The following is a 22,952-nucleotide window of genomic DNA, read 5'->3' on the forward strand; positions in this document are numbered from 1 at the left end:
CAAGAAGACCTCATCGTTCTGCCGGTGCCCGCCTGCGCACCGGCGCCATCATCACGATCGCCATGAACATGCCCACCTATGCCCTGCCCGACGCCGCCGGCCATTTCGGCCCCTACGGCGGCAGCTTCGTCAGCGAGACGCTGACCCATGCCATCGCCGAACTGCGCGAGGCCTACGACCGTTACCGCGAGGACCCGGACTTCCTCGCCGAATTCGCCTACGAGCTCAAGCACTTCGTCGGCCGGCCATCGCCGATCTACCACGCGGCCCGCACCAGCCGCGAGCTGGGCGGCGCGCAGATCTACCTCAAGCGCGAGGACCTCAACCACACCGGCGCCCACAAGATCAACAACGTGATCGGCCAGGCCATGCTGGCGCGCCGCATGGGCAAGCCGCGCATCATTGCCGAGACCGGCGCCGGCCAGCACGGCGTGGCCACGGCCACCATCTGCGCCCGCTACGGCCTGGAATGCGTGGTCTACATGGGCAGCGAGGACGTCAAGCGCCAGAGCCCCAACGTCTACCGCATGAACCTGCTGGGCGCCACCGTCGTGCCGGTCGAATCCGGCAGCCGCACGCTCAAGGACGCGCTCAACGAGGCCATGCGCGACTGGGTGACGAACGTGGAGAACACCTTCTACATCATCGGCACGGTGGCCGGCCCGCACCCCTACCCGGCCATGGTGCGCGACTTCCAGAGCGTGATCGGCAAGGAGTGCCTGGAGCAGATGCCCTCGATGCTCCCGGGCGAAGGCAGCCAGCCCGACGTGGTGGTGGCCTGCGTGGGCGGCGGCAGCAATGCCATGGGCATCTTCCATCCCTACATCCCCTATGAGCAGGTGAAGCTGGTGGGCGTGGAGGCCGCTGGCGAGGGCCTGGACAGCGGCAAGCATTCGGCCTCGATCCAGCGCGGCAGCCCGGGCGTGCTGCACGGCAACCGCACCTACATCCTGCAGAACGAGGACGGCCAGATCACCGAGACGCACAGCATCAGCGCCGGCCTGGACTACCCCGGCGTGGGCCCCGAGCATGCCTACCTGGCCGACATCCGCCGCGCCGAGTACGTGGGTGTGACCGACGGCGAGGCGCTGGCCGCCTTCCACCACCTGTGCCGCACCGAGGGCATCATCCCGGCGCTGGAATCCAGCCATGCGGTGGCCTACGCCATGAAGCTCGCCAAGACGATGCGGCCCGACCAGTCCATTCTGGTCAACCTGTCCGGCCGCGGCGACAAGGACATCGGCACCGTGGCCGACCTGTCGGGCGTGGACTTCTACGACCGCCCCTCCATGCGTGGCCTCTCGGTGAAGGGAGGCAAGCAATGAGCAGCACGAGCACCACGCCGGACAGCCGGCGCATCGCGTCCACCTTCGCGCGCCTGGCGGGCGAGAGCCGCAAGGCGCTGATTCCTTATGTCACCGCCGGCTTTCCGCAGGCCGACATCACGCCTGCACTGATGCACGCCATGGTCGCCGCCGGCGCCGACGTGATCGAGCTGGGCGTGCCCTTCTCCGATCCGATGGCCGACGGCCCCGTGATCCAGAAGGCCGGCGAGGCCGCACTGGCGATGGGTGTGGGCATGGCGCAGGTGCTGGTCATGGTGGCCGAGTTCCGCGGCCAGGACACGAAGACGCCCGTGGTGCTGATGGGCTATGCCAACCCGGTGGAGCGCTACGACCTCAAGCATGGCGTCGGCGCCTTCGTGCGCGACGCGGCGGCGGCGGGCGTGGACGGCGTGCTCATCGTCGACTACCCGCCCGAGGAATGCGAAGCCTTCGCCGCCGACCTGCGCGCCCATGGGCTGGACCTGATCTTCCTGCTCGCCCCCACCAGCACCGACGCGCGCATGGCGCAGGTGGCTCGGGTGGCCAGCGGCTACGTCTACTACGTCTCGCTCAAGGGCGTGACCGGCGCCGGCCACCTGGACACCGGGGCCGTCGAGCAGATGCTGCCGCGCATCCGCCAGCACGTGACGGTGCCGGTGGGCGTGGGCTTCGGCATCCGCGACGCGCAGACGGCGCAGGCCGTGGGCCGCACGGCCGACGCGGTGGTGATCGGCACGCGGATCATCCAGCTGCTGGAGGGCCAGCCGCGCGAAGCGGCACTGGCTGCGGCGGGCGATTTCCTGCGCGGCATCCGCGCCGCGCTGGATGCGCTGCCGGTCTCCGGGCCGAAAGCGGGATAATCCTTCCCCTCGTTCCCCGCCCTGCCCGGCCACCGCGCCCGGCAGGCGCCGCGGACAGGCGGCCTGGCCGCCCCGTCCGCCTCCTTGCACAGAACTCGGACGCACACCATGAGCTGGCTCGAAAAACTTCTCCCCCCCAAGATCGCGCCCACCGACCCCGGTGCCCGGCGCCAGATGCCCGAGGGCCTGTGGATCAAGTGCCCGAGCTGCGAGACGGTGCTCTACAAGACCGACCTGGAGCAGAACCAGAACGTCTGCCCCAGCTGCAGCCACCACCACCGCATCGGCGCCCGCGCGCGGCTCGACGCCTTCCTCGACGCCGAGGGCCGCTACGAGCTCGGCCAGGAAGTGCTGCCGGTCGATGCCCTCAAGTTCAAGGACAGCCGCAAGTACCCCGAGCGCCTGAAGGAAGCGCTGGAGTCCACCGGCGAGACCGACGCCCTGGTGGTGATGGGCGGCTCGGTGCTCAACATCGGCGTGGTCGCCGCCTGCTTCGAGTTCGAGTTCATGGGCGGCTCCATGGGTTCGGTGGTCGGCGAGCGCTTCGTGCGCGGCGTCGAAACCGCCATCGAGCAGAAGGTGCCCTTCATCTGCTTCACGGCCACCGGCGGCGCCCGCATGCAGGAAGGCCTGCTGTCGCTGATGCAGATGGCCAAGACCAACGCCGCCCTCACCCGCCTGGCCAAGAAGGGCCTGCCGTACATCAGCGTGCTGACCGACCCGACCATGGGTGGCGTCTCGGCCGGCTTCGCCTTCGTGGGCGACGTGGTGATCGCCGAGCCCAAGGCGCTGATCGGCTTCGCCGGCCCGCGCGTGATCGAGTCCACCGTGCGGGTGAAGCTGCCCGCGGGCTTCCAGCGCGCCGAGTTCCTGCAGGAAAAGGGCGCCGTCGACTTCATCAGCGACCGCCGCGAGCTTCGCAAGACCATCGCCAGCGTGCTGGCCATGCTCACGCGCCAGCCGGCCGACGCGGTCGGCTGATCGCCCTTGGGCGCCCGGTCCGAAGCGGCCGGGCCGTGGTGCGATTGCGACAATCGCCACGAATATGAGAAAAGTTCTCATTAGCAAGGCAGAATAGGGTTTTTACCAGTTCGCCAACAGCGCGCATCGGCGCGCTTTTTTGTGGCCGCTCGCCGGCCCGCCTGCTCATGAGAAGACTGCTCCCTGTCGCCGCCGCCATGGCGCTGCCGCTGCCCTACGCCGTCCTGGCCCAGACCACCCTGGACACCGTGGACGTGCGCGCCGACCGCAGCAACGGCTTCGTCGCCAACACGGTGGAGGCGGGCACCTTCCGCGGCGGACAGCTGATGGACGTTCCGGCCACCGTGAATGCCGTCACCAGCGCCGTCATCGAACTGCAGGCGGCCGACAGCGTCTACGACGTGCTGCGCAACACCGCCGGTGTCACCCGCCAGCAGAACGGCGGCGACACCTTCGACCAGCTGGTGATCCGCGGGATCGGGGTCGAGAACCGCACCAACTACCGGCTCAACGGCTCGCTGGCCATCCCCAACATCTCCGAGATCCCGATGGAGAACAAGGAGCGGGTGGAGGTGCTCAAGGGCGCCTCGGCGCTCTACTACGGCTTCACCTCGCCGGCCGGCATCGTCAACTTCGTGACCAAGCGGGCCGGCGCCACACCGGTGACCAGCGTAGGCGTGAAGGTGGACGACCATGGCGGCGCGCAGGGCCTGGTGGACATCGGCCGGCGCTTCGGCGCGGACGATCAGTTCGGCGTGCGCATCAATGCCGCGGGCGGCAGCCTGGGCTCGGCCATCGGCGGCGTGGACGGCAACCGCCAGATGCAGTCGCTGGCCTTCGACTGGCGCGTGAACGCGCAGCTGACCCTCAAGGCCGACATCGAGCACTACCAGAAGCGCATCGTGGAGCAGGCCGGCATCGCCCGGCCGGCGGCAGTCAACGGCGTGATCACGCTGCCGGCCCTGCCCGACCCCACCCGGCTGCTCGGCCCCACCTGGGCGCCTTTCTCCGCCGAGGTGACCAACACCCAGCTGCGCGCCGACTACTCGATCAACAGCGACTGGGCGCTGATGGTCGAGGCCGGTCGATCCGACGCCGAGCGCGACCGCGGGCTGGCGACCTTCAGCAACTACAACGTGACGACGGGCCGGGGCCGCATCACCGGCACCGTGCAGCACCTGGAGCAGACCTCGCAGCTGCTGCGCACCGAGCTGTTCGGCACCTTCCAGACGGGCAGTCTCCAGCACGAGCTGACCCTGGGCGTGGCACGGGCCGACAAGAGCCAGGCACCGCTCTACAACCGCAGCTACGGCAGCGCCAGCACGGTGCAGTACCTGTACGCCCCGCTTCCCATCGCGCCCCTGGCGCTCAGCAGCCGCACGCTGGTGCCCACCAACGGCTTCCAGGACAGCAGCGACCTGGGCCTGTACGCGCTGGACCGCATCGTGATCTCGCCCGAGTGGCAACTGGTGGCCGGCGTGCGCCACACGCGTTACCAGAGCGTGCAGGGCGCCAGCACCACGCTGCCGGTGATCGCCTACGACGTCGACAAGACCTCGCCGCTGCTCGCGCTGACCCACAAGTTCACGCCGGACCTGGCCGTCTACGGCTCCTATGCGCAGGGTGTGGAGGAAGGCGAGGCGGCGCCCGCCGGCACCACCAACCAGAACCAGCGGCTGGCCCCGGGCGTGAGCAAGCAGAAGGAACTCGGCCTGCGCTGGCAGGCGCCCACCGGCACGATGTTCTCGGCCGCGGTGTTCGACATCGACCGGCCCGGCACCTACACCAACAGCGCCAACACCTTCGTGGGCGACGGCCGGCAGGTCTTCCGCGGGCTGGAGCTGTCGGCCCAGGGCCAGATCACGAAGCAGCTGGCCTGGCAGGCCTCGGGCCAGCTGCTGAACGCCGCCTTCCGCGACATCAACGCCCAGTACAACGGCAAGATGCCCGAGAACACGGCGCGCAAGACGGCCAGCCTGTTCCTGTCGTATGACATCGCAGGCGTGCCAGGGCTTTCGATCAACGGCGGCGCCTACTACACGGGCCGACGGCCCATCGACGACCTGAACCAGGGCTTCATCGGCGGCTACACGCTGTTCGACGTGGGGGCGCGCTACGTGACGCAGCTGTTCGGCAGGCGCACCCAGTTCCAGCTGAACGTGGAGAACGCCGGCGACAAGCGCTACTGGTCGGCCGCCGGGACGCGTCTGGCTGTCGGCACGCCGCGCACCGTGAAGGCCTTGATGAAGGTCGACCTGTGAGCGCAGCGAGAGGCTGACATGCGCTGGACCTGGCGCCAAGTCCTGTTCCAGTTGCACTGGCTGGCCGGCATCACGGCCGGCACGGTGCTGGCGGTCATCGGCAGCAGCGGCGCGCTGCTGGCCTACCGCGCGGAGATCGTCGAGGCGTTGAATCCGGCGCTGTTCCAGCGCCAGCCGCCCATGCCCGGCGCTGCGCCGCTCACTCCCGCCGCGCTGGTCGCCGCCGTGCAGGCGCGTGACCCGAAGGTACAGGTGCAGACGCTCACCCTGCGCGAGCAGGCCGGCTGGCCCGTGCGCATCGGCCTCGCACCGGCGCCCGGCCCGCGCCGCGGCGCACAGCACTGGCTGGACCCGTGGACCGCCGAGCCGCTGCCCGAGCCGCAGGGCGACGAATTCTTCGAGACCGTCGAATCGCTGCACCGCTGGCTGCTGCTGCCGCGCGACACCGGCAAACCGGTGACGGGCGTGCTCGCGGCCTCGCTGTTGTTGCTGGCCCTCTCCGGCCTGGTGCTGCGCTGGCCGCGCCGGACGCTGGACTGGCGCGCCTGGCTGCGCGTGGACTTGCGCCTGCGCGGCCGCGCGCTGCTGTGGAACCTGCATGCGGTGGCGGGCACGCTGGCGCTGCTGTGCTACCTGGTGTCGGGGCTGACCGGCGTCTACTGGGGCTTCGACGCCGTGCGTGCGGCGGTGGACGGCGCGGTGGGCGAAGGACAGGCGGTGCGCATGCAGCGCAGCGGCGGCAACCCGGCCGGCCGCACCATGGGCGCCGCTGGCGGCGCGTCGTCCGCGGCGGGCCCCGGGTCTGCGCCACCCCGCGTCGCGCCCGATCTGGACCGGCTCTGGCAGGGATTCCTGCGCGCATCGGACGGCAATTGGCAGCTGGTGACGCTGCGCTTGCCGGCACGCGCCAATCCGCGGGTCGAAGTCACCTACCTGCGCCGCGACGCCGAGCACGAGCGCGCCCGCAACCGGCTTTACCTGGACGCCGCCACCGGCGAGCCCATCGAGCATCGCCGCTATGCCGAACTGAGCGCGCCAGCGCGGCTGGTCAACAGCATCTATCCGCTGCACATGGGCAGCTTCTGGGGCCCGCTCGGCCGGGTGGTGATGGTGCTGGCCAGCGCCGGGCTCCTGCTCTTCGCCGTGACGGGCTGGCTGCTGTACCTGCGTCGGCGGCGCGAGGCAGCGGCGGCTCGGCAGGCGCGGCGGGCCTCGCTGGCCGCCGCAGGGGGCAGCGCCACACCCGAGACCGGCGGGCTGCTGATCGCCTTCGCCACCCAGACGGGCCACGCCGAACGACTCGCCTGGCAGACCGCGGCAGCCCTGGGCGCCGCTGGCGTGCCCGCCAACGTCCGGCCGCTGCAGGCGCTGGCCCCGGCTGATCTGTCCCGCCACCCGCGCGTGCTGGTCGTGGCCAGCAGCTATGGCGACGGCGAGCCGCCCGACGCGGCACGCGCCTTCGCCCGGCGGTTGAGCACGATGAGCGGGCCGCTGACGCCGGCGCCCGCCTTCGGCCTGATGGCCCTGGGCAACCGCCAGTACGGCGCCTTCTGCGGCTTCGGTCGTGCACTCGACGGGCAACTACGGCGTCTGGGCGCGCGACCGCTGTTCCCGCTGGTGGAAATGGACGAGACGGACGCCTCCGCCCTCGTGCGCTGGCGCGCCGAAGTGGGCGCAGCCTTCGGCGTCGTGCTGGACGAGGACGCAACGCTGGGCCCGGCCCAGGCCGCGCCTGACTGGCTGCATGCCGAGCTGGGCCTGCGCACGCACCTGAATCCTGGGAGCGCCGGCTCGCCGCTGTTCGAGCTACAGATCGCCCTGCCCCCCGAGACCGCCTGGCAGCCAGGCGCGCTGGTGGAGATCGAAGCGCCCACGTCCGGCGAGCCGCCACGGCGCTATTCCGTCGCCTCGATCCCGGACGACGGCACCCTCAGCCTGCTGGTGCGCCAGCGCGTGCTGGACGACGGGCGCCTCGGCCTCATGTCCAACTGGCTCACGGTGCAGACCCTGCCTGGCGCACCGCTGCGCCTGCGGCTGGTCGACAACCCGGGCTTCCGGCTGATCGACGACGACCGCCCCTGCATCTTCATCGGCAACGGCTCGGGCTTCGCGGGCCTGCGCGGACATCTGCGCGAGCGGGCGCGGCGCGGCCACGGGCGCAACTGGCTTATCTTCGGCGAGCGGCACCCAGACCACGATGCCTTCTTCGCCGACGACGTGCAGGCCTGGCAGGCTCGCGGCCTTCTACCGCGGGTGGACCTGGCCTGGTCGCGCGTAGCGCCCGCCGGCCGCCATGTGCAGGACGCGCTGAAGGATGCAGGCGACGCGTTGCGCCGCTGGATGGACGACGGCGCCGTGCTCTATGTCTGCGGCAGCCTGGCAGGCATGACGCAGGGCGTGGATGCCGCGTTGCGCGAGCTGCTCGGTGCCGCGGCAGTGGAGGCGCTGCTCATGGAAGGCCGGCTGCGCCGCGACGTCTACTGAGCGGCTTCAGGCGCAGTTGCCCGGCGCCCGCCCTGTGGGGCTCGGCGCCGGCTCCGTGCCTCAGCGCCCGATGCCGTAGATGCCCACCAGCAGGTTGCCCAGCACCATCGCCACGATCTGCAGCAGCACGATGGCCACGAGCGGCGACAGGTCCACGCCGCCGATCAGCGGCACCACGCGGCGGATGGGCCGCACCAGCGGCTCGGCCAGGCGCTGCACCAGGTCGTGCAGCACCGGCGAGGCACCGGGCACCCACGACAGCACCGCATAGACGATCAGCAGCGCCGTCAACCCCGACACCGCCAGCTGCAGCAGCCCGAACAGCGACAGCAGCGGCAGCGCCACCGGCCGCAGCCCGCCGGCCAGCAGCATCAGCAGCAGGTACTTGAGCATGACGATCAGCCAGGCCGCCACCAGGCTGGCGAGGTCCCAGCGGCCCGCCGCGGGCAGGATGCGGCGCAGGGGCAGCACGATCCAGTCGGTCAACGCGAAGACGAAACGCCCCAGTGGATTGCCGAAGGGCACGCGGTGCAGCTGCATGTACAGGCGCAGCAGGCAGGCGCCGCCCAGCAGGCCGGCGATGACGTCCAGCAGGAACGAAGGGATCTGGTAGAGCATCGTCAGGAAATCGAAGGCGCCGCAGGGGGCAAGGAGGGAGTGCGATGATAGCCACGCACTTTTGCGCCCATCATGTCCGAAGCCAACGCCTTCCTGCCGCTTTTCCCCCTCGGAACCGTGCTCTTTCCGGGCGGGCTGCTGCCGCTGCGGATCTTCGAGCTGCGCTACCTGCAGATGATCGGCGAGTGCCACAAGGCCGGCACGCCCTTCGGCGTGGTCGGGCTGATGCGGGGCGCGGAGGTGCGCGCTGCCGGCGCCGCGCCCGAAGTCTTTGCGGACCTGGGCACGCTGGCCACCATTCGTCACCTGGAGTCGCCTCAATCCGGCCTGCTGGTCATCGAATGCGTGGGCACCGAGCGCTTTCGCATCCTGGAGCGCCGGCAGCAAAACAACGGCCTGTGGACGGCGCGCACCGAGGTGTTGCCGCCCGAAGCACGCGTGCCCGTGCCGGACGACCTGCTCGGCGTGGCCGATGCGCTGCGCCAGTTCGCCGAGACCCTGCGCCAGCGCGGCGGGCCGCTGCCCCTGGCCGAGCCGCCGGACTACGACGACTGCGCCTGGGTGGCCAACCGCTGGTGCGAGCTGCTGCCCTTGCCCTCCGAGATGCGGCAGCGCCTGCTGGCCCTGGACAGTCCGCTGGTTCGTCTGGAGCTGGTGAGCGACCTGCTGGCGCAGACCCGCATCTCGGGCCAGCGCTGAGCGAACGGCGCGGGCCGCCCGCCCCGTTATCACACTGCGAGCACACAGGCTTCGCCCAGGCGGCGTTCCCGCGGCGCGCGTACCGCGTTGCACAGCGCGGCCCCGCTAAAATCGCCGGCCGCGCTGCACCGGGCCCACCGCCCGGCGACCCTGGCGCCCTTCCCCTGACAGCCGCCCTCCCCCCGGTCGCCCCCGCGCCCGGCGGCGGCCTCCAACTGCACGACGCCCTCCATGTCCGACCACACCACGCCGGCCGCTGCCGCCCCTTCCGTTGACGACAACCAGCTGATCGCCGAACGACGCGAGAAACTGAAGGCGCTGCGGGCCGGCCAGGCCGAGGGCCGCGGCGTCGCCTTCCCCAACGACTTCAAGCCCGCCGACCGCGCCGACGCCCTGCTCGCCGCCCACGGCGAGACGGCCGCCGAGACGCTCGAAGCCACGCCCGTGGCCGCCAGCGTGGGCGGCCGCATGATGCTCAAGCGCGTGATGGGCAAGGCCAGCTTCGCCACGCTGCAGGACGCCACCGGCCGCATCCAGCTCTACGTCACCCGCGACGCCCTGGGCGAAGAGGCCTACGCCGACTTCAAGAAGTGGGACCTGGGCGACATCGTCGGCGCCGAAGGCACGCTGATGAAGACCAAGACCGGCGAGCTGTCGATCAAGGTCAGCCGCCTGCGCCTGCTGACCAAGAGCCTGCGACCGCTGCCGGACAAGTTCCACGGCATGAGCGACCAGGAGCAGAAGTACCGGCAGCGCTACGTGGACCTGATCACCGACGAGGCCGCCCGCACCCGTTTCGCCGCCCGCAGCAAGGCGGTGAGCGGCATCCGCGAATTCATGGTGAGCCATGGCTTCCTGGAAGTGGAGACGCCCATGCTCCATCCCATTCCCGGCGGCGCCAATGCCAAGCCCTTCGTCACGCACCACAACGCGCTGGACCAGGAGATGTACCTGCGCATCGCGCCGGAGCTCTACCTCAAGCGCCTGATCGTGGGCGGCTTCGAGCGCGTGTTCGAGATCAACCGCAACTTCCGCAACGAAGGCATCTCGGTCCGTCACAACCCCGAGTTCACGATGATGGAGTTCTACGCGGCCTACTGGAACTACCGCGACCTGATGGACTTCACAGAAGCGCTGATCCGCGACGCCGCCACCAAGGCCGTGGGCACGCTGCAGCTGACCTACCAGGGCAAGCCGGTGGACCTGGCCGCGCCCTTCGAGCGGCTGACCATCCGCGAGGCCATCGTCAAGCACACCGAAGCCGGCGACAACGTCGACAGCCGCGACTGGCTGATCGCCGCGCTGCGCAAGCTGGGCATGAGCGAAGAGAAGGACCGCCTGGCCAGCCGCACCCTGGCCAGCCTGCAGGTGCTGTACTTCGAGGAAGTGGTCGAAGAGAAGCTCTGGCAGCCCACCTTCATCATGGAGCACCCGACCGAAATCTCGCCGCTGGCCCGTGCCAACGATGAGCGGCCCGAAGTGACCGAGCGCTTCGAGCTCTACATCACCGGCCGCGAGTTCGGCAACGGCTTCTCGGAGCTGAACGACGCCGAAGACCAGGCCGCCCGCTTCAACGCCCAGGTGGCCGCCAAGGACAGCGGCGACGACGAGGCGATGTACTTCGACCACGACTTCGTGCGCGCGCTGGAGTACGGCATGCCCCCCACCGGCGGCTGCGGCATCGGCATCGACCGCTTCATGATGCTGCTGACCGACTCGCCCAGCATCCGCGACGTGATCCTGTTCCCGGCGCTGCGGCGCGAGGGCTGAGCAGCCTGTCGGGGCCGGCGCGGCGATCTGGCCGCTCTCAGCCCTGCTGCACCTTCACCAGCTTCATCCGCCCGCCCGCGCCGGCGTGGATGTCGACGGCCGCCTTGGCCACACCCAGTTGCTTCGCCACCAGGGCGATCAGCTCGGCATTGGCCTTGCCGTCCACCGGCGGCGACTTGAGCTGGGCCAGCCAGGTGCCGTCTTCCTGCTGCACCAGCGTGCTTGCCCGGGCGTTGGGCTTGACCTTCACCTGCAGCATGGTGGTCGCCATGGGCCGCGTTCTCAGACGGTGGCGGGCAGCAGCGCGCGGGCGTGGCGGTAGGCCGCATTGGCCATCAGCGCGTCCCAGCCCAGTGCCTCCCCGCGCGGCAGCAGGGCCCGGCGGCGGGCTTCGCGTTCGGGCGACGGCGCGAGTTCGCCACTCGCGCGCGCCTGCGTCATCGCATCCAGGAATTCGTCCAGCACCGCGCCGCCGTTCAGGCTCTGGTTGCACAGCAGCGCCAGGTCGCAGCCGGCCTGCAGAGCCTGCAGCGCCGCCTGGGCCGGCTGCAGCAGCCGGCCTTCGAGGTGGCGGGCACCTTCCATGCTGAGGTCGTCGCTGATGACCGCGCCCGTGAAGCCCAGGCGCTGGCGCAGCACCTCCTGCAGCCAGCGCGACGAGAAGCCTGCCGGCCGCGCATCGACGGCGGGATAGACGACATGCGCCGGCATCACCGCCGCCAGGCTCGCGCTGAGCCAGCGATAGGGTGCGGCGTCGTCGGCCAGGATCTCCTCCAGGCCACGCGGGTCGACCGGCACGGCCACGTGCGAATCGGCCGCCGCGAAGCCGTGACCGGGGAAATGCTTGCCGCAATGCGCCATGCCGGCATCGCGCAGGCCGTGCATCACCGCCCGGGCGAGCGCCGCCACGATGGCCGGATCGCGGTGGAAGCTGCGGTTGCCGATGACGGCGCTGCGCGAGCCCGGCGTCTCGACCGCGGCGGCGTCGGCATGGTCCAGGTCCAGCACCGGCGCGAAGGAAAAGCCGATGCCGCAGGCACGCAGCTCCGCCGCCAGCACCTGGCCGAGGGCGGCCGCCGCGTTCTGTGCGCACTGCGGGCCATCGCTCCCCGACTGCCACAGCATGCCCAGCGACCGCATCGACGGTAGCGCCGTGAAGCCATCCGTGCGGAAGCGCTGTACGCGGCCGCCCTCATGGTCCACCGCGATCAACAGGTCGGGGCGCAGCGCCTGGATCTCGGCCGAGAGCGCCGTGATCTGCGCCCGGCTCTCGAAGTTGCGGCTGAAGTAGATGCAGCCGCCCACGAGCGGGTGCTGCAGGCGGCGCCGATCGTCGGCCGTGAGGGCCGTGCCGGCGACGTCGATGATGAGGGGGGAATCGGTCATGGGGTCCAGGTCGGGCACTGCGGCGGGGGAACAGGCGGCGGAGACGGGGGACAGGAGACAGGAGGGAGGCGCTGCGTGGCCGCCAGACGGAGCCGATCAGGGCATCCACCAGCGCATGCGTCAGGGGCGCTTCTCGACCACCACGAAGCTGGCCGCGTAGTCGGCCTCGTCGGTGACGGTCACATGCGCGCTCAGGCCCTGGGCCTCGAACCAGCTCTTGAGCGGGTCGTGCAGCGCGATGTACGGCTTGCCGCTGCGGTCGTTGAGGACCTCGCACAGCCGCCAGCTCATGGGCATGCGCATGCCCAGGCCGATGGCCTTGCTGAACGCTTCCTTGGCCGAGAAGCGGGTGGCGAGGTAGCGCATGCCGCGCGCCGGCCAGCGGCTGCTGCGCTGGCGCCAGATCGCGAGTTCGGCATCGCCCAGCACACGCTCGGCAAAACGGTCGCCCTGGCGGCCGACCGTGGCCTCGATGCGGCGGATGTCGCAGAGGTCGGTGCCGATGCCGTGGATCACGAGGCAGCCGCGTCGATGCAGCGCAGGTAGGCGCGCGTGGTGGCGTCGTAACCGGCTTCGAGCGCGTCGGCGACGAAGGCATGTCCGATGGACACCTCCTTGACCTGCGGCACGGCGCGCAGGAAGTCCGTGAGGTTGTCCTGGCTCAGGTCATGACCGGCGTTCACTTCGAGGCCGACCGCCTGCGCGGCCCGGGCAGCGGCGGCGTAGCGGGCCAGCACGGCATCGGCGTCGGACCGGCCGCGGGAGGCCGCATAGCCTTCGGTGTAGAGCTCGACACGGTCGGCTCCCACGGCGCGGGCCGCGGCCATCATCTCGGGCACAGGATCCATGAACAGGCTCACGCGCACGCCGAGGGCCTTCGCCTCGGCGATCAGCGGGCGCAGGCGCTCGGCGTCCTGCGGGAAGGTCCAGCCATGGTCGCTGGTGAACTGGTCTTCGCTGTCCGGCACGAACGTGGCCTGATGCGGGCGCAGTTCGCGAACGAAGTCCATCAGGTTGTGGAAGGGGTTGCCTTCGATGTTGAACTCGACGCCCGGCCACTCCTGTTTCAGCAGCGCGTGCAGTTCGTGCACGTCGTCGGCGCGGATGTGGCGGGCATCGGGCCGCGGATGCACGGTGAGGCCGTGCGCCCCGGCCTGCAGGCACAGCGTGGCCGCACGGGTGACGCTCGGAATGCCAAGGTGGCGGGTGTTGCGCAGCAGCGCGACCTTGTTGACGTTGACGGACAGTGCCGTGCGGGAGGAAGTGGCGGTGTTCACGGATGGACCTTCGGCTTGGCCTGGATGGCGAACGTTGCGACCGGTGGTCGGACGCGCCTCACAGATCCTGCAGGTCGCGCATCATCTGCCGGGTGCGCAGCTGGGCGACGCCGCAATGGTAGTGGAGCAGCTGGCGCAGCTGGCTGCGCAGCGCGCCACTGGCGCCGGGCGACAGCTCGGCCACGGTGCGCAGCGTGCGGGTGAAGGGGGCATGGTCGGCGAGTGCGCGCTGCAGCGACTGCCAGCCTTCGGCACCGATGGACGCGGGCTCGTCCTCGCCGGCCTCGCGCAGGCCGGTTTCGGGCAGCAACAGATAGCGGCCGCCCGGGGCGAGCGGCGCCAGCGTCGAGGTCTGCGCGTCCAGGTCGGGCAGGAAACCGATCTCGCGAAGCAGCAGCAGCTCGAAGGCCCGCAGGGCCGAGGCCTGCACCGCCTGCTGCGAGGCCGGATCGTGCGGCGTGCCCAGCACCTGCACGACGGCCGCATAGGCGTCGAACAGCGTCGGGTGCGCATCCTCGCGCGCCAGCAGGCGCAGCAGCAGCTCGTTGAGGTAGTAGCCCGACATCAGCGCGTCGCCGGTCGGCATGACGTGGCCGCCCATCCATTCGGCGGACTTGAGGGTGCGCACCTCGGCATCGCCGCCGAAGGCCAGTTGCAGCGGCTGTAACGGCAGCAGCACCGGCCGGAAGTTCGAACTCGGCCGCTTCGCCCCCTTGGCCACCAGCGCGATGCGCCCGTGGTGGCGGGTGAACACCTCCAGGATCAGGCTGGACTCGCTCCAGTCGTAGCGGTGCAGCACGAAGGCGGGTTCATGCGCGACCCGGCGCGCCGCCCCGGCCACTCAGTTCCCCAGCCCCGGTCGAATGGCCGCGCAGCAGGCCATGCGTGAGCGCCCGCGGAACCGGCTTAGCCGGGCCGCCAGCGAGGTCTTGCAGACCGCGCCGCCCCTCCGGCGCGACCCCTCGCCAGTCAGCCGAGATTCACAGGATCTCGGCTGTACGGGCTCGGCCCCCTTGAGGGGGGAGGCGGCTACACGAAGTGAGCAAGCAACGGGGGGGAGCATTACTCGTAGCCGAAGCTCTTGACACGGGCTTCGTCGTCGGCCCAGCCGGAGCGCACCTTGACCCACAGCTCGATGAACACCTTGGCGTCCATCAGCTTCTCCAGCTCCTGGCGCGTCTCCATGCCGATGCGCTTGATGCGCTCGCCCTTGTCGCCGATCACCATGGCCTTGTGGCCGTCGCGCTCGACCACGATGGTGGCGGCGATCTTGACCAGGCGCTTGTGGCCCTTCTTCTGCGGCGGCTCTTCCTCGAACTTGTCGACCACCACCGTGGAGGTGTAGGGCAGTTCGTCGCCGGTCAGGCGGAACAGCTTCTCGCGCACCGTCTCGCCGGCCAGGAACTTCTCGCTGCGGTCGGTCAGCTCCTCGGCGTCATACCACCAGTTCTGCTCGGGCAGGTACTTGGCGCAGATGGCAAACAGGCGCTCGATGTCCTTCGCGTTCTTGGCCGACATGGGCACAAACTCGGCGAAGCGGTCCTGCGCCTCGCCGCCGTGCTCGCGCTGCATCTGCTGCAGCCAGGGCGCCAGGTCGGCGCGTCGCAGCACGGTGTCGAGCTTGTTGGCAATGAGCAGCACGGGGATGTTGCGGTCGAGCAGGCCCAGCACCTTGGCATCCGCCGACGTGAAGCGGCCGGCCTCGACCACGAAGAGGATCAGGTCCACGTCGGCCACCGCGCCCAGCACCGTCTTGTTGAGCGAGCGGTTGAGCGCATTGGCATGCCGGGTCTGGAAGCCGGGCGTGTCGACGAACACGAACTGCGTGCCACCGGGGCCCTCGGCGTCGGCCACGGTGCGGATGCCGGTGATGCGGTGGCGCGTGGTCTGGGCCTTGCGCGAGGTGATGCTGATCTTCTGGCCCACCAGCGCGTTCATCAGCGTGGACTTGCCCACGTTGGGCTTGCCGACGATGGCCACCAGGCCGCAGCGCTGGCCCGGGATGGGCTCGGCCTGACCGCCCGCGGGCAGCGGCGGCATGGGGGGCATGTCGGGCACCGGATCGTGGTCGGGCGCGGAAGGGACGTCGGGAAGGTCGTTGTGCTCGTTCATGACAGCAAGAGGGAGATTCAGCGGCCGCGGGTCTTCAGGCGCTGCAGCATGGTGGCGGCCGCCGCCTGCTCGCCAGCCCGTCGCGAGCCGCCGCTGCCACGCTCGACCAGGCTCAGTTCCGGCACCTCGCACTCGACCTCGAAGGTCTGCTTGTGCGCGGCACCCAGGGTACCGACGACGCGGTAGGTCGGCAGTTTCATTTTGTGGCCCTGCAGCCATTCCTGCAGCTCGGTCTTCGGGTCCTTGGACGCGGCGCTCATCTGCGGATCGATCTCGATCCCGGCATAGAGTCGCTGGACCAGCGCCTGCGCCGGGCCGAAGCCGGCGTCCAGATACACAGCGCCGATCAGTGCCTCGACCGCATCTGCCAGGATCGAGGGGCGGGCCGCACCGCCCGAACGTGCCTCGCCCTCGCCGAGCCGCAGCAGGCCGGGCAGTTCCAGTCGCTGCGCGATACCGTGGAGCGTGTCCTGCTTCACGAGGTTGGCGCGCACGCGCGACAGGTCGCCCTCCGCCTGACGGGCCAACCGGGTGTAGAGCAGATGCGAGATGGCCAAGCCGAGCACCGAATCGCCCAGGAATTCCAGGCGCTCGTTGTGCTCGGCCGAATAGCTGCGGTGCGTGAGGGCCCGCTGCAGCAGGCGCTCGTCGGAGAAGGCATGCCCCAGGCGCGCCTGGAGCGCCGCCAGGCTGCTCGGATTCACGTGAAGACTTCCCTGTTGTGGTGGTGCCGCAGCCTGCTGGAAGCCGAGGCGGCTCTCAGTCGGTGCGGCCGGAGTATTTCATCAGCAGCCAGGCCGGTCCGACCAGATGGATCTGCTTCTCGTAGGCAAAGGAGACCACCACCTTGTCGCCCACCTTCTGCACCTCCAGGTCCTTGCCCGAGATGGCGGTGAAGTCGTCGATGGCCTGGCCCCGGTCGAACAGCGAGCGGACCTCGGGCACGGTGGTGCCGGCCTTGGCCCGCTCCGCCGCCTTCATGATGGCCTGGTACTCGATCAAGGTGGGCACCAGTTGTGCGGCGACCACGCCGACACAGCCCAGCACGACCACGACGAACAACAGCCCGATGAACGAAATGCCCCGCTGACGGGTTCTGCCTTCGCCTGCCCTCATGAACTTCACTCCTTCGCCGGGATGACCCGCCCTCGTTGCCCGCCGCCACGCTGCGGCGCCTGATCAGTGGAATGGCCCGATCCGCTTGAGGTTGCCGAAGTTCATCCAGACGAAGAAGGCACGGCCCACGACGTTCTGGTCCGGCACGAAACCCCAGTAACGCGAATCGAGGGAGTTGTCGCGGTTGTCGCCCATCATGAAGTACTGACCGGTCGGCACCTTGCAAACAAACCCTTCAACACTGTAACGACAATTTTCACGATTGGGGAAGGCCATGATCTCGGCATCCGAGAGGCCTGCGCGACGGGTCTCGTCGTTGAGGATGCGGTGGTCGACCGCGCCCAGCTTCTCGGAGTACTGCTTCGAATAGCGCATCGTGTCTTCGTCGAAGTAGTCGGGCAGCGGGTCCTTGCTCACGGGCTGACCGTTGATGGTCAGCCGCTTGTTCTGGTAGGACACCTCGTCGCCCGGCACGCCGACGACGCGCTTGATGTAGTCCATCGACGGCTGTGGCGGATAGCGGAACACGACCACGTCGCCGCGGGCCAGCGGCGTGCCCTCGGTGATCTTGGTGCCCAGCACCGGCAGGCGCAGACCGTAGGTGAACTTGTTGACCAGGATGAGGTCGCCGGTCAGCAGCGTCGGCATCATCGAGCCGGACGGGATCTTGAACGGCTCGGCCACGAAGGAACGCAGCAGGAAGACGACCAGGATCACCGGGAACAGCCCGGCCGTCCAGTCCAGCCACCAGGGCTGGGCCAGCAGCCGCTCACGGGTCTTGCCGCCGTCGTCGGTATCGAGCCGGTCGATGCCCTGGCGTGCGAGTTCCTCACGGCGCTGGGCCTGCGTGGCCTCGAAGGCCTGCGCCGCCTTGCGGCGGCGCGGCAGGAAGACCAGCCGCTCGGCCAGCCAGTACAGGCCGGTGACGACGGTGGCCAGGAACAGCAGCAGGGCGAAGTTGCCCTCCACCGCGCCGACGTACCAGGCGCCGATGTAGCCGGCGAACGCGGCAAGGATCAGGGAGGTGAGGATGGGCATCGCTTGGAATTGTTCTGAGGGAAGCTGAGTGGCGGCGGACCGGCGGGTCCGCTCAGTCCTCGACCTGCAGGATGGCGAGGAAGGCTTCCTGCGGCACCTCGACCGAGCCGATCTGCTTCATGCGCTTCTTGCCGGCCTTCTGCTTCTCGAGCAGCTTGCGCTTGCGCGTGATGTCGCCGCCGTAACATTTTGCCAGCACGTTCTTGCGCATCGCCTTGACGGTCTCGCGGGCGATGATGTTGGCGCCGATGGCCGCCTGGATCGCCACGTCGAACATCTGGCGGCTGATGATCTCGCGCATCTTGGCCACCACGGCGCGACCGCGGTACTGCGACTGGCTGCGGTGCACGATGATGGACAGCGCGTCCACCTTGTCGCCGTTGAGCAGGATGTCGACCTTGACCACGTCCGAGGCGCGGTACTCCTTGAACTCGTAGTCCATGGAGGCATAGCCGCGGCTCACCGACTTCAGCTTGTCGAAGAAGTCCAGCACGATCTCGCCCAGCGGCATCTCGTAGGTGAGCATGACCTGGCGGCCGTGGTAGGCCATGTTGATCTGCACGCCGCGCTTCTGGTTGGCCAGCGTCATCACCGGGCCCACGTATTCCTGCGGCATGTACAGGTGCACCGTCACGATGGGCTCCCGGATCTCGGCCATGCGACCGATGTCGGGCATCTTGGACGGGTTCTCCACCATGATGACCTCGCCGTCGCTCTTGAGCACCTCGTACACCACGCTGGGCGCGGTGGTGATCAGGTCCTGGTCGAACTCGCGCTCCAGGCGCTCCTGCACGATCTCCATGTGCAGCAGGCCCAGGAAGCCGCAGCGGAAGCCGAAGCCCAGCGCCTGCGACACCTCCGGCTCGAAATGCAGCGAGGCGTCGTTGAGCTTGAGCTTCTCCAGCGCGTCGCGCAGCTGGTCGTATTCGCTGGCCTCGGTCGGGTACAGGCCCGCGAAGACCTGCGGCTGGATCTCCTTGAAGCCCGGCAGCGGCTCGGTGGCCGTGAACGCCGCGCCACCCGAGCCCTGCTTGATCAGCGTGACCGTGTCGCCCACCTTGGCGGCCTGCAGCTCCTTGATGCCGGCGATGATGTAGCCCACCTCGCCCGCCTCCAGGCTGTTGCGCGGCTCGTTGGCCGGCGTGAACACACCGAGGTTGTCGGCGTTGTAGGTCGCGCCGGTGGCCATCAGCTTGATGCGCTCTCCCTTGGCCAGCCGGCCATCGACCACGCGCACCAGCATGACCACGCCCACGTAGGCGTCGAACCAGCTGTCGATGATCATGGCGCGCAGCGCGCCATCCGGATTGCCGCGCGGCGCAGGGATCTTGGCAACGACAGCCTCCAGGATCTCGTCCACGCCCATGCCGGTCTTTGCCGAGCAGGGGATGGCGTCACCGGCATCGATGCCGATCACATCCTCGATCTCTTCCTTCGCGCGGTCCGGATCGGCCTGGGGCAGATCCATCTTGTTGAGCACCGGCAGCACTTCGACACCGAGGTCCAGCGCCGTGTAGCAGTTGGCCACCGTCTGCGCTTCCACACCTTGCGAAGCATCGACCACGAGCAGCGCGCCTTCGCAGGCGGACAGCGAACGCGAGACCTCATACGAGAAGTCGACGTGGCCCGGCGTGTCGATGAGGTTGAGGTTGTAGACCTGCCCGTCCTTGGCCTTGTAGTGCAGCGCAGCGGTCTGCGCCTTGATGGTTATCCCACGCTCCTTCTCGATGTCCATGGAGTCGAGCACCTGCGCTTCCATCTCGCGCTCGGCCAGGCCGCCGCAACGCTGGATCAGGCGGTCCGCCAGCGTGGACTTGCCGTGATCGATGTGCGCAATGATCGAGAAGTTTCTGATGTGGTTCATCAACGAGAAGACTTAAGTCTTTGAATTTGCTGGTGCAGCAGGGCGAAGCGCACAAGAAAAAAGGGCGCGTCCTCGGCAGACGCGCCCTGAACCAACAAGCAATGGCAACTGCAGTAGTTGGAACTTCATTGTAGGCAAAACGGGGGGCGCGTACAGGCCGGCGGACGCCGGGGAAGCCTCGTTGCAGGTCAGCAACAGGAATTTATCAACACCTTATTCACAGGCTGTGTGGGTTGTTTTCTGGACAACTTGTGGGCGATCTGTGGACCGACGGTGCATCGCGACCTTGAATCCCGCATCGTGAACAAGCGATGGGTGCTTATGAAGCAAAACCGCACTGAGGCGGCCTCATTCTACCGAAATGGTTGTTAGCGCCTGAGATCCCGCCGAGGCGATGCGTCCTATCAACCTCCACCGGTCGTTCGCAAATTTTTATCCGAGAGGCGCCGTCAAGGCCGCCCCACTAAGCCCGAATGGCCTCAAAAACCAAGTCATGGATGGGGCCACTCAGAATCCGCCCGCCGCACTCCTGACGGGCCCCGACACCGTCCGCAGCGCTCAGCGGGTGGGGCGGATCAACGCGTACTGGGCCCAATCCCCACGCCGGAAAAGCACGCTGACGGCCTTGTTCCGGTCCATCTTGGCCAGTGCGGCGTCGAATTCCTTGAGGCTGGCCACTTCCACATTGCCCACCGACAGGATGATGTCGCCCTCGCGCAGGCCGGCGCGGGCCGCCGCGTCGGTGGCGGATTCGACCCGGACACCGCCGCGCAGCTTGAGATCGCGCCGCTGGGCCTCGGTGAGCTCGGCCAACGCCAGCCCCAACGACTTCGCGGCCGCCGAAACGGAAGGCTTGGGCTCTTCCTTGCCGGCGGCCGGCCGGCGCGTCGGCTGGTCGGCCTCCAGCTCGGCCACCGTGATCGAGAGGTCACGCGTCCCGCCCCGGCGGAACACGGTCACCGTGGTCTTGGTCCCTGGCTTGGTGTTGCCGACCATGCGCGGCAGGTCGCTCGGCCGCTCGATGTCGCGGCCGTCGTACTTCAGGATGACGTCGCCGGGCTCGATGCCAGCCTTGTCGCCCGGGGAGCCGCTTTCGACACCGCGAACCAACGCGCCCTGCGCCTTCGGCAGGCCGATGGATTCCGCCACATCCTTGCTGACCTGGTCGATCTGCACGCCGATGCGCCCGCGGGACACGCGGCCCGTCGCACGCAACTGGTCGCTGACACGGATGGCCTCATCGATCGGGATCGAGAAGGAAATGCCCATGAAGCCGCCCGACCGCGAATAGATCTGGCTGTTGATGCCCACGACCTCGCCGCGCATGTTGATCAACGGCCCGCCCGAGTTGCCCGGGTTGATGGCCACGTCGGTCTGGATGAAGGGCAGGTATTCGCCCGTGTCGCGCTGCTTGGCGCTCACGATGCCCGCCGTCACGGTGTTCTCCAGACCGAAGGGAGAGCCGATGGCCATCACCCATTCGCCCACGCGCAGGCGGGAGATGTCGCCCACCTTCACCGCCGGCAGGCCGGTGGCGTCGATCTTGACCACGGCCACATCGGTTCGCTTGTCGGCGCCGACGATGCGGGCCTTGAACTCACGCTTGTCGGTGAGCGTGACGATCACCTCCGATGCGTCCTCGACGACGTGGGCGTTGGTCATCACATAGCCGTCCGCGGTGAGGATGAAGCCTGAGCCGACGCCACGGGGCCGCTCTTCCTCTTGCGGTTGCTGCTGGGGCCGGTTCTGCCGCGGGACGTTAGGCAGCGGCTGGCCGAAGAAACGGCGGAAGAATTCCTGCATCTCCTCGTCCATCTCCCCCGAACCGCGGCGCGTGACCCGCTCCACCGTGCGGATGTTGACCACCGACGGGCCGACCTGATCGACCAGGTCGGTGAAGTCGGGCAGTGTGCGGGTCGCCTGAGCCGCCTGGGCCACGGCCGGCTGCATCGGCACCAGCAGCGTCAATCCGGACAGGGCGGCGAAGGCCAGCGCCGGAACGCGGCGGACCAGGGCGGAAGAAGACATGAAACGGTCTCTGTTCGTCATCCTCGGACTTCTTTCAACAACAGGGAGAGCAAAGGAGCGGGCACCACGATAGCCGCTGGGCCGCCCCTCTCGGGAGATGCCCTTGAGAAGGCCCAGGCGGCGAAAGGTTCAGCGGGTGCGCGCGAGCGCGCGGGCGAAGGCGTCCAGGGTGCGCATCGGCACCTCGCCCACGGCAGTGAGCCACCAGTCGCCCGCAGCGTCGGGGAGCTTGCGCGAGAGGGTGTAGGTGGCGCCCTGGGCCTGGGCCCCCTCCTGGCGCGGCTGGTCGCCGTAGGGCTCCAGGAACAGCGACACCGTGGCCAGCCCGTCGGAGAAGGTCCACTGCAGGATGCGCTTGCGCGGCCCAAAGAAGAAGCGCGGCTCGCCGATGGGACGCAGGTAGCTGCTGACCGGCTTGAAACCGGGGACGGGCTGCGACAGCGTCCAGCCCTCGGCGTCGACATTGACGGACTCGAGCCTGGAGCGCTCGGTCTTCCAGCCCTGGGTGTTGTCCATCATCTCGGCCAGCGCCGGAACGGGCATGGGCTCCTCGAACTGGAGTTCGGAGAAGGCCGACTGCTCCACCACGGCGCCGCGCGCATCGAGGGTCTGCAGCTTCAGCACCAGGCCCGAGCGTCGCTCGCACCACACGCGGTAGCCGAAGCGCATCGCGTCGCGGGCGACGATCTGGACCACGTCGGCCTCGATGCCGGCCACGCGGCCCCGCCCGAGCGGACGGGCGTCGTAGAACTCGGTAATGGAGCCCTCGGTCGCCCCCAGGAGATTGGGGAAGACGTCGAGGTTCTCGCGCTGCTCGGTCTTGACCAGCCGCTGGTCCGGCAGGAAGGTACGCACCAGCTCGTTGCGGCGGAAGGTGGACCGCTGAGGCCCCGACAGCGTCTCCACACGCTCGATGCACACCGGGCCGTCGCAGGCGTGCCAGATGCGCGCACTCGACAACGCGCCGGCGCCGGTCGAGACCACGAAGGTGCCCACGTATTCGGTGGTGCGCGCCGCCTCGTGCATGCGGCGCAGCCAGTCGATCGCACCTGAGCCGGTCGGCGCCTGGACAGGCGTCAAGGTGGTCGTCGAAGGCGAGGCACTGCCCGGAGGCGGCGCCGCCTGCACGCCTG

At 69.1% G+C, this 22,952-nt stretch carries 20 protein-coding genes; 7 read left to right on the forward strand and 13 right to left on the reverse strand.

Annotated elements, in window-relative coordinates:
- The first annotated feature begins 68 nt into the window (after positions 1-68).
- From trpB to ABIC63_RS01625, 5 genes are all read left to right on the forward strand, one after another.
- Positions 69-1,325: a tryptophan synthase subunit beta gene (gene trpB / locus ABIC63_RS01605; protein ID WP_354318529.1), complete on the forward strand. Its 1,257-nt coding sequence runs from the start codon at positions 69-71 to the stop codon at positions 1,323-1,325.
- Positions 1,322-2,185: a tryptophan synthase subunit alpha gene (gene trpA, locus ABIC63_RS01610; RefSeq protein ID WP_294366944.1), complete on the forward strand. Its 864-nt coding sequence runs from the start codon at positions 1,322-1,324 to the stop codon at positions 2,183-2,185. Before trpB ends, trpA begins: the two co-directional genes overlap by 4 nt.
- Positions 2,186-2,293: 108 nt before the next feature.
- Positions 2,294-3,166: an acetyl-CoA carboxylase, carboxyltransferase subunit beta gene (accD, locus tag ABIC63_RS01615; protein ID WP_017761322.1), complete on the forward strand. Its 873-nt coding sequence runs from the start codon at positions 2,294-2,296 to the stop codon at positions 3,164-3,166.
- Between the two features lie 167 nt (positions 3,167-3,333).
- Entirely contained in the window at positions 3,334-5,427 is a 2,094-nt protein-coding gene (locus ABIC63_RS01620; RefSeq protein WP_354318428.1) for a TonB-dependent siderophore receptor, read from the forward strand.
- 18 nt (positions 5,428-5,445) lie between these two features.
- Positions 5,446-7,911 (forward strand): PepSY domain-containing protein, encoded by a 2,466-nt coding sequence (locus ABIC63_RS01625; RefSeq protein WP_354318429.1) that lies wholly within the window; start codon positions 5,446-5,448, stop codon positions 7,909-7,911.
- A gap of 60 nt (positions 7,912-7,971) precedes the next feature.
- Here the strand turns inward: ABIC63_RS01625 and ABIC63_RS01630 are convergent, their stop codons facing one another.
- The gene (locus ABIC63_RS01630) at positions 7,972-8,529 is read right to left on the reverse strand and encodes a YggT family protein (protein ID WP_294366920.1); all 558 of its coding nucleotides are present in this window, start codon (positions 8,527-8,529) and stop codon (positions 7,972-7,974) included.
- Positions 8,530-8,601: 72 nt separating this feature from the next.
- Here ABIC63_RS01630 and ABIC63_RS01635 point away from each other — a divergent pair, with 72 nt between their 5' ends.
- The gene (locus ABIC63_RS01635) at positions 8,602-9,228 is read left to right on the forward strand and encodes an LON peptidase substrate-binding domain-containing protein (protein WP_354318430.1); all 627 of its coding nucleotides are present in this window, start codon (positions 8,602-8,604) and stop codon (positions 9,226-9,228) included.
- Positions 9,229-9,459: 231 nt separating this feature from the next.
- The gene (gene lysS / locus ABIC63_RS01640) at positions 9,460-10,998 is read left to right on the forward strand and encodes a lysine--tRNA ligase (RefSeq protein ID WP_354318431.1); all 1,539 of its coding nucleotides are present in this window, start codon (positions 9,460-9,462) and stop codon (positions 10,996-10,998) included.
- Between the two features lie 37 nt (positions 10,999-11,035).
- On the opposite strand, the gene ABIC63_RS01645 is transcribed toward lysS, so the two are convergent.
- The 12 genes from ABIC63_RS01645 to ABIC63_RS01700 all read right to left on the reverse strand — a co-directional run bounded on the left by ABIC63_RS01645 (position 11,036) and on the right by ABIC63_RS01700 (position 22,899).
- Positions 11,036-11,269: a DUF167 domain-containing protein gene (locus ABIC63_RS01645; RefSeq protein WP_354318432.1), complete on the reverse strand. Its 234-nt coding sequence runs from the start codon at positions 11,267-11,269 to the stop codon at positions 11,036-11,038.
- A gap of 11 nt (positions 11,270-11,280) precedes the next feature.
- A complete protein-coding gene (nagZ, locus tag ABIC63_RS01650) occupies positions 11,281-12,384 on the reverse strand; it encodes a beta-N-acetylhexosaminidase (RefSeq protein ID WP_354318433.1) in 1,104 nt (367 codons plus the stop codon).
- A gap of 120 nt (positions 12,385-12,504) precedes the next feature.
- Positions 12,505-12,900, reverse strand: coding sequence for a holo-ACP synthase (acpS, locus tag ABIC63_RS01655; protein ID WP_354318434.1), 396 nt, complete (start codon positions 12,898-12,900; stop codon positions 12,505-12,507).
- Positions 12,897-13,661: a pyridoxine 5'-phosphate synthase gene (locus ABIC63_RS01660; protein WP_354318435.1), complete on the reverse strand. Its 765-nt coding sequence runs from the start codon at positions 13,659-13,661 to the stop codon at positions 12,897-12,899. The genes acpS and ABIC63_RS01660 overlap by 4 nt, the downstream gene beginning before the upstream one ends.
- A 58-nt stretch (positions 13,662-13,719) precedes the next feature.
- Positions 13,720-14,502 (reverse strand): DNA repair protein RecO, encoded by a 783-nt coding sequence (gene recO, locus ABIC63_RS01665; RefSeq protein WP_354318436.1) that lies wholly within the window; start codon positions 14,500-14,502, stop codon positions 13,720-13,722.
- A 221-nt stretch (positions 14,503-14,723) separates the two neighbouring features.
- On the reverse strand, positions 14,724-15,710 hold the full coding sequence (gene era / locus ABIC63_RS01670) for a GTPase Era (protein WP_354318530.1): 987 nt from the start codon (positions 15,708-15,710) through the stop codon (positions 14,724-14,726).
- A gap of 80 nt (positions 15,711-15,790) precedes the next feature.
- On the reverse strand, positions 15,791-16,477 hold the full coding sequence (rnc, locus tag ABIC63_RS01675; RefSeq protein WP_354318437.1) for a ribonuclease III: 687 nt from the start codon (positions 16,475-16,477) through the stop codon (positions 15,791-15,793).
- Between the two features lie 55 nt (positions 16,478-16,532).
- On the reverse strand, positions 16,533-16,889 hold the full coding sequence (locus ABIC63_RS01680; protein ID WP_017758935.1) for a DUF4845 domain-containing protein: 357 nt from the start codon (positions 16,887-16,889) through the stop codon (positions 16,533-16,535).
- Between the two features lie 63 nt (positions 16,890-16,952).
- Entirely contained in the window at positions 16,953-17,927 is a 975-nt protein-coding gene (lepB, locus tag ABIC63_RS01685; protein ID WP_354318438.1) for a signal peptidase I, read from the reverse strand.
- A gap of 52 nt (positions 17,928-17,979) precedes the next feature.
- Positions 17,980-19,791 carry a translation elongation factor 4 gene (gene lepA / locus ABIC63_RS01690; RefSeq protein WP_294366895.1) on the reverse strand — a complete coding sequence of 604 codons (1,812 nt, stop codon included), beginning with the start codon at positions 19,789-19,791 and terminating at the stop codon, positions 17,980-17,982.
- A 558-nt stretch (positions 19,792-20,349) separates the two neighbouring features.
- Positions 20,350-21,819: a DegQ family serine endoprotease gene (locus ABIC63_RS01695; RefSeq protein WP_294366893.1), complete on the reverse strand. Its 1,470-nt coding sequence runs from the start codon at positions 21,817-21,819 to the stop codon at positions 20,350-20,352.
- A 129-nt stretch (positions 21,820-21,948) separates the two neighbouring features.
- Complete coding sequence (locus tag ABIC63_RS01700) at positions 21,949-22,899, reverse strand: MucB/RseB C-terminal domain-containing protein (protein WP_354318439.1); 951 nt, start codon at positions 22,897-22,899, stop codon at positions 21,949-21,951.
- Between the last annotated feature and the right edge of the window lie 53 nt (positions 22,900-22,952).

Origin of the sequence: Pseudacidovorax sp. 1753 (assembly GCF_040544975.1) — a bacterium.
GTDB lineage: Bacteria > Pseudomonadota > Gammaproteobacteria > Burkholderiales > Burkholderiaceae_C > Xenophilus.

What these genes read in the sequence shown, in the direction of transcription:
- trpB (WP_354318529.1), top strand. Translation starts at nt 69, where the DNA reads ATGCCCACCTATGCCCTGCCCGACGCCGCCGGCCATTTCGGCCCCTAC.
- trpA (WP_294366944.1), top strand. Translation starts at nt 1,322, where the DNA reads ATGAGCAGCACGAGCACCACGCCGGACAGCCGGCGCATCGCGTCCACC.
- accD (WP_017761322.1), top strand. Translation starts at nt 2,294, where the DNA reads ATGAGCTGGCTCGAAAAACTTCTCCCCCCCAAGATCGCGCCCACCGAC.
- ABIC63_RS01620 (WP_354318428.1), top strand. Translation starts at nt 3,334, where the DNA reads ATGAGAAGACTGCTCCCTGTCGCCGCCGCCATGGCGCTGCCGCTGCCC.
- ABIC63_RS01625 (WP_354318429.1), top strand. Translation starts at nt 5,446, where the DNA reads ATGCGCTGGACCTGGCGCCAAGTCCTGTTCCAGTTGCACTGGCTGGCC.
- ABIC63_RS01630 (WP_294366920.1), bottom strand. Translation starts at nt 8,529, where the DNA reads ATGCTCTACCAGATCCCTTCGTTCCTGCTGGACGTCATCGCCGGCCTG.
- ABIC63_RS01635 (WP_354318430.1), top strand. Translation starts at nt 8,602, where the DNA reads ATGTCCGAAGCCAACGCCTTCCTGCCGCTTTTCCCCCTCGGAACCGTG.
- lysS (WP_354318431.1), top strand. Translation starts at nt 9,460, where the DNA reads ATGTCCGACCACACCACGCCGGCCGCTGCCGCCCCTTCCGTTGACGAC.
- ABIC63_RS01645 (WP_354318432.1), bottom strand. Translation starts at nt 11,269, where the DNA reads ATGGCGACCACCATGCTGCAGGTGAAGGTCAAGCCCAACGCCCGGGCA.
- nagZ (WP_354318433.1), bottom strand. Translation starts at nt 12,384, where the DNA reads ATGACCGATTCCCCCCTCATCATCGACGTCGCCGGCACGGCCCTCACG.
- era (WP_354318530.1), bottom strand. Translation starts at nt 15,710, where the DNA reads ATGCCCCCCATGCCGCCGCTGCCCGCGGGCGGTCAGGCCGAGCCCATC.
- ABIC63_RS01680 (WP_017758935.1), bottom strand. Translation starts at nt 16,889, where the DNA reads ATGAGGGCAGGCGAAGGCAGAACCCGTCAGCGGGGCATTTCGTTCATC.
- lepB (WP_354318438.1), bottom strand. Translation starts at nt 17,927, where the DNA reads ATGCCCATCCTCACCTCCCTGATCCTTGCCGCGTTCGCCGGCTACATC.
- lepA (WP_294366895.1), bottom strand. Translation starts at nt 19,791, where the DNA reads ATGAACCACATCAGAAACTTCTCGATCATTGCGCACATCGATCACGGC.
- ABIC63_RS01695 (WP_294366893.1), bottom strand. Translation starts at nt 21,819, where the DNA reads ATGTCTTCTTCCGCCCTGGTCCGCCGCGTTCCGGCGCTGGCCTTCGCC.